We start from the raw sequence: 6000 nt of genomic DNA, 5'->3' as shown, positions 1-6000 counted from the left end.
GGGATGGGGATGGGGATGGGGATGGCGATGACGACACGGGGGACCAAGATGGCGACTCCGGTGGCCCCGACAGCGACATGGATGGCGTGTCCGACGAGTCCGACAATTGCCCCAACCTTGCCAACCCCAACCAGCTCGATTTCGACGGCGATGGCACCGGCAATGTGTGCGACGTGCTCGTCTTCAACAAGGTCGGGGGTAATCTCAACACCACGGCCAATGCCGACGCCGGCTTCGGCGGCAACTGCCAGATCCCGCTGGCGCTCGAGGTCCTCAGCGGCCAGGTCATGGTTCAGCTCGACGACGACGCGGAGGTCGCGAGGATCGAGATCACGAGCCTGGAGATCGCGGACATCGTCGAGCAGCAGTGCATGCTCGTGGTCCCGGCCACGGTGTCGCTGACCCAGTTCGTGATCAACAACGCTGGCGCGCCGTACCCGGCGGCGATCGCCCACAGCCTGATGATGCACGACAACGGGACGATCGCGGGGGACTCCGACGTCCCGCACCCGGTCAACGCGGACGCGATCCTCACGTCCTCGCTCAATGGCGACGAGCCGATGGACTCTGGTCTTTACCTCGAGGGCGCGCTGCCGATCTTCACGGGCAACATCACCATGGCGGGCGCGGTGGCCACGCTGGCGTGGGCCGATCCCGACTTCGTCATCGCCGAGGACACCTTCATGGTCGAGATGCCCCTCCAGCTCGAGATCATGCTGGAGCTCCGGGGCCTCGTGGGCTCACTGACCCTGGCGCCCTGACCGGGGGAAAGGGGCCAGGTCGAGCAGGTTGCGCAGAGGGCGCTCGATGTTGTTGATCCACACGCCCCGATGCCCTCGAGGGGTCAGCTTGGCCCGCAACTAGATGTAGGCTGCCCCGGATGTCGGCCGAGAAACGCGCGCAATCCCCCAGCTCCGGTGGGGGGAAGATCGAGGAACACGCGAAGGTGGACAAGGAGAAGCCGTGGCGTCGGCTGGTCCGCTTGTTTCGCTACACCCGGCCCTACCGCGCTCGCCTGGTGATCGCGATCGTCTCGCTGCTCGTCGGCGCCGGGCTCGGGCTGGTCTACCCCTGGTACTTTGGCGAGCTGCTCGGCGACGCGTTCGCCGAGCAGAGCACGGCCTCGCTCAACAAGAACACGCTGATCCTGATCACCACCTTTGGGATCGGCTCGGTGTTCGTGTTCATCCGCCACTACCTCATGAGCTGGCTCGGCGAGCGGGTCGTCGCGGACCTGCGCCTCGAGGTCCACCGTCACCTGCTGAGGATGACCCAGCGCTACTTCCACGACAACCGGACCGGCGAGCTGCTCTCGCGCCAGTCCGACGACGCGACCCGGCTCCAGAGCGTGATCGGTCAGGACCTCAGCCTCGCGCTGCGCAACATCCTGACTTTGATCGGCGGCGTTACAATGCTGCTGGTCGTCAGCCCCAAGCTGACCGGCACCGTGCTGCTCGTGGTCCCGCCGCTAGTCATCGCGGCCAACTTGTGGGGCCGGATCATTCGCAAGCTCGCGCGCCAGGCCCAAGATCAGCTCGCCCAGGCCTCGGGCCAGCTGCAAGAGGGGCTATCGGCGGTCGACACCGTGCAGTCCTTCACCCGCGAGGACCACGAGGCCGGCAACTATGGCCAGGGCATCGAGCGCGCGTTCAAGCTGTTCGTCAAGCAGATCCGCGCGCGCAGTTGGTTCATGTCGGTGTCGAGCTTCCTCGCCTTCGGGGCGGTCGCGGGGATCTTCTGGCTCGGCGGCCACATGGTCATCGACGGTCGCATCGCGCCCGACGAGCTCGGCAAGTTCTTCATGTACACCCTCGCGGTCGCGGGCGCCGTCGGCAGCCTCGCGGGGGTCGTCGGCAGCTACAACCAGGCCCTTGGCGCGACCGCCCGGCTGTTCGAGATCCTCGACAGCGAGCCCGAGATCCAGGACGCGCCCGACGCCATCGCGCTCGCCGAGCCGCGCGGCGAGATCGGCTTTGAGGGCGTGACCTTTGCGTACGGCGACCGCGACCTCGAGGTCATCCGGGACTTTGATCTTCGCATCGCGCCTGGCCAGGTCTGCGCGCTGGTCGGGTCGAGCGGCTCGGGCAAGACGACCGTCGGTCGGTTGCTGCTGCGCTTTTGGGACCCGCAGCAGGGCCGCGTGACCTTTGACGGCCACGACCTACGCGAGCTCGAGCTCGCCTCGCTGCGTGGGGCCATGGCCGAGGTCTCCCAGGATCCGGTGCTGTTCTCGGGCTCGATCCGCGACAACGTTCGCTACGGTCGGCTCGACGCGAGTGACGAGGAGATCGAGGCCGCCGCCCAGGCCGCCAACGCCGACGGCTTTGTCCGTGAATTCCCCGACGGGTATGACACGATCATCGGTGAGCGCGGGGTCAAGCTCAGCGGCGGGCAGCGCCAGCGGCTGGCGATCGCTCGGGCGATCCTCCGTGACCCCAAGGTCTTGCTGCTCGATGAGGCGACCTCGGCGCTCGATAGCGAGAGCGAGCACCTGGTTCAGGCTGCGCTCGAGCGGTTGCAGGAGGGGCGCACGACCTTGGTGATTGCTCATCGGTTGAGCACGATCCGGGATGCGGATCGGATTGTTGTGCTTGATCATGGGGCGATCGTGGAGTCGGGGACTCATGCTGAGCTGATGGGTAGGGGGGGGGCTTACTCGCGGTTGGTTGCGCGGCAGGCTGCGCTCGAGCCCGATCGCGCGGCGAGCTGATGTCGAGTCTGAGGGGCTCGGAGTCCTCATTTTGATCTTTGGATCACTGGGGAGGGGGGGGACTCGGGGGAGAACCGGAGAACCGGACTCGGAGTCCCCATTTTGATCTTTGGATCACTCGGTACTGGAGAACCGGAGAACCGGACTCGGAGTCCCCATTTTGATCTTTAGATCACTCGGTACTGGAGAACCTGCGGAGAACCGGACTCGGAGTCCCCATTTTGATCTTTGGATCACTCGGTACAAGCATCGGAGAACCGGACTCCGAGTCCCCATTTTGATCTTTGGATCACTCGGTACTGCGACTCGAAGTCGTGGTTTTGATCCTCAGACTCGAGAGGAGAACCGGACTCGGAGTCCCCATTTTGATCTTTGGATCACTCGGTACTGCGACTCGAAGTCGTGGTTTTGATCCTCAAGGAATTTGGAGAACCGGACTCGGAGTCCTGTGGCGAGGGTCCGCTTCGTCGGCGTGCGCGCTCGCCGGCTCGCGCTCACGGGGACCGAGGGATGGGCGACGATGATCAGACTGCCGAGGTCGAGACCTGACTGGGTGACAATCCCAGCGAGTAGCGGGTAACCCTGAAATGGCGTCTTGGCTTGCTCGTACTATCCTCGGCCCATGCCGAACCCTCGCAGACTCGCTCGAGTTGCTCCCTTGACCTTGGCCGTGGCGCTCAGTGCCTGTGGCAATAATTGCGACGGCAGGGAGCTCAGCGACAACGGTCAGTATTGGGTTCAGCCGGATCTCTACGATCTGCTCGGCGACGAGAGCCGCCGGGTCCTGGTCGGGACTGAGTTCGTCCTTTCGGTCATGAACGTGGCGGTCGAGGGCGAAATCGACGAGGACCAAGGCGGCATCTTGTGCGTCGGCCAAGATGGTAGCGGCGTCGTCGCGGAGCCCGAGCCCTTCGAGTTTCTGGTGAGCGCGGCCGGTGAGGGCGCGGTCGAGCTGATCGAGCCGTCGGTCGCGTGCCCCGCCAACACGGACGTCCTCGCGGAGCTTGGGCCGGATCGCTACGCAATCATCGGTGTCGATCCCGCCGATGTGACCGCGCGCTGGATCCCCGAGGCCGATGCCTGGGTTCAAATCGATTGGACCGATCCGGGCCCGGCGGGGGCGTTCCCGGACGAGTTCGGCGCTCCGCTCGACGAGCTGCTGGTCACCGTCGGGCGCCCGTTTGGTGCGGCGCCCGTGTTGACCCAGCCGGCGCTTGGCGAGCGCGTCGAGGTCCGCTACTCGAGCGCACAGGTGATCGCGGATCCTGAGCTCGCTACCGTGGCCGAGGACGACGAGGATCACGTGCCCCTGGTGCCCGAGGGTCTCGAACTCGAGCCGACGGTGGAGATCGCCGGCTACGAGTTTCAGCTGCCGCCGGTCCGCTCGGTCGCGGTCGAGGAGATTACGCAGCTCGAGCTCGTCGCTGCGTATCGCCGCGAGGACGACCGCGAGCGCGAGTGGGGGACGCCGCAGCATGTCGTGGCGATCGCCCGCGACGCCGAGGGCAGGCGGGTGCTGGGGCCCGAGGTCGAGTGGACGCTGACGCGAGGCCATCTCTCGCTGATGCCCACGGGCGAAAGGCTTTCGGTCGGCGATGTGTGCAGCGCTCGGCCCAAGCGGCCGCGCAGTGACAGCGCGACGATCGAGGCGCGGGTCGGCGAGGTCGTCGCTAGCGTCGAGCTGGAGTGGACGGCGCTGCCTGACGACCGGCGGGAATATGGGAATGCGGCGTGTGAAGAGGCTGGGTGTAATTGCTCGGTTAGCTCGGGGCCGCGGGACTCGGTGTTGGCTGTGTTTGGGCTGCTTGGGATCGGCGGTTGGTTGCGCCGGGGGTACCGGCGAAGGCACATTTTGATCTAACCCGGACTCCAAGTCGTCATTTTGATCTTTAGATCACGGCAACGAGGGGACGCGGCGAAGGAACTCTCAAAATTCCTGCAACACCAGGCGCCGCGGGCCGAGAACCCTGCGTGGCCACCTCCGCCCAGAAGCAAGCCAGCGCCGCCCGTCGGGCGAAAAACCGAGCCCGCGGCCTCGCCCGCGGCTATCTACGCGTCCGCGCCCGGCCAATTCTGCGCGGTGGCCGCCGAGGGGCCCGGACTCCAAGTCGTCATTTTGATCTTTAGATCACGGCAACGAGGGGACGCGGCGAACGAACTCTCAAAATTCCTGCAACACCAGGCGCCGCGGGCCGAGAACCCCGCGTGGCCACCTCCGCCCAGAAGCAAGCCAGCGCCGCCCGTCGGGCGAAAAACCGAGCCCGCGGCCTCGCCCGCGACTACCTGCGTGTTCGCGCTCGGCCGATCTATCGCGGTGGCCGCTACAAGATCACCAGGCGCTGCATCGGCCGGCTGTTCCTCTTCTCTCCAGGATACAAGCCTGCCGAGCTCACCAACTTCCTCGGCTACTGCCTCGCCTACGCGGCGACGCGCTACGGCATCCAGGTCCACTCGAGCCTGTGGATGTCCAACCACCACCACAACGACCTCACGGACCCCGACGCCAACCTCGTGCCCTTCAAGCAGCTCCTGCACAGTCTCGTCGCCCGGGGTCGCAACGCCCAGCTCGGACGCACTGACAGCGTTTGGAGCGGCGACGCCCCATGCGACACGCAGCGGCCGACCGACGACGAGTCGCTGATGGACCTCGTCTACACGCTGACCAACCCGGTCGAGGCCGGGCTCGTCAAGTGGTCGCGCGACTGGCCGAGCTTCACCACGATTGGCTGGCGTTTCGGCGAGACCCGGACCTTCAAGCGGCCGGATGGGATCTTCGACGAGGACGGCGACATGCCCGAGGAGGTCTCGCTGACTCTGGTCCGGCCGGCGATCTTCTCGAAGCTCGATGACGACGCGTTCTACGACAAGTTGATGGACGCGGTGCGTGAGCGCGAGCTCGAGGTTCATCGATACATGCGCAAGGTCGGGCGTCGATTCATGGGGCAGCGCAAGCTCGCCCGGCAGCGCTGGAATCGTGCGCCGCAGAGCTTCGAGGAGCGGTTCACGATCACACCGAAGCACGCGGCCTCGTGCCTGAGGCTGGTCTTGAACGAGGTGGCGCGGGATCGGGAGTGGGAGCGGGATTACGCGGCGGCGCGGGCGTCGCTGCTCGCGGGTGAGCCGGCGGTGTTTCCAGCGGGGACTTACTGGATGCGGCGCTTCGCGGGTGTTGATGTGATCGCGCAGGCGCCGTAGCGGGTGGAAAATAGAGAAATGGCGGGGTCGCGCGAGCCATCCTGCCGGCGTGTATTGGTTCGGCGGCGCTGATGCTGGGGGTGAAGGGCGGAGCA

General features: G+C 66.0%; 4 protein-coding genes. All 4 read left to right on the top strand.

Features of this window, described 5'->3' with window-relative positions:
- A partial coding sequence (locus ENSA5_RS37550) for a thrombospondin type 3 repeat-containing protein (protein ID WP_219906778.1) occupies positions 1-761 on the top strand: 761 nt, incomplete at its 5' end.
- A gap of 185 nt (positions 762-946) precedes the next feature.
- A complete protein-coding gene (locus tag ENSA5_RS12285) occupies positions 947-2710 on the top strand; it encodes an ABC transporter ATP-binding protein (RefSeq protein WP_181197684.1) in 1764 nt (587 codons plus the stop codon).
- A 658-nt stretch (positions 2711-3368) separates the two neighbouring features.
- Positions 3369-4571 carry an MYXO-CTERM sorting domain-containing protein gene (locus ENSA5_RS12280; protein WP_146155614.1) on the top strand — a complete coding sequence of 401 codons (1203 nt, stop codon included), beginning with the start codon at positions 3369-3371 and terminating at the stop codon, positions 4569-4571.
- 344 nt (positions 4572-4915) lie between these two features.
- Complete coding sequence (locus ENSA5_RS12275) at positions 4916-5905, top strand: hypothetical protein (protein WP_106391837.1); 990 nt, start codon at positions 4916-4918, stop codon at positions 5903-5905.
- Positions 5906-6000: the final 95 nt, after the last annotated feature.

The sequence above is a fragment of the Enhygromyxa salina genome, from assembly GCF_002994615.1.
Lineage (GTDB): Bacteria > Myxococcota_A > Polyangia > Nannocystales > Nannocystaceae > Plesiocystis > Plesiocystis salina_A.
This window is presented reverse-complemented; position numbering and strand designations above follow the sequence as displayed.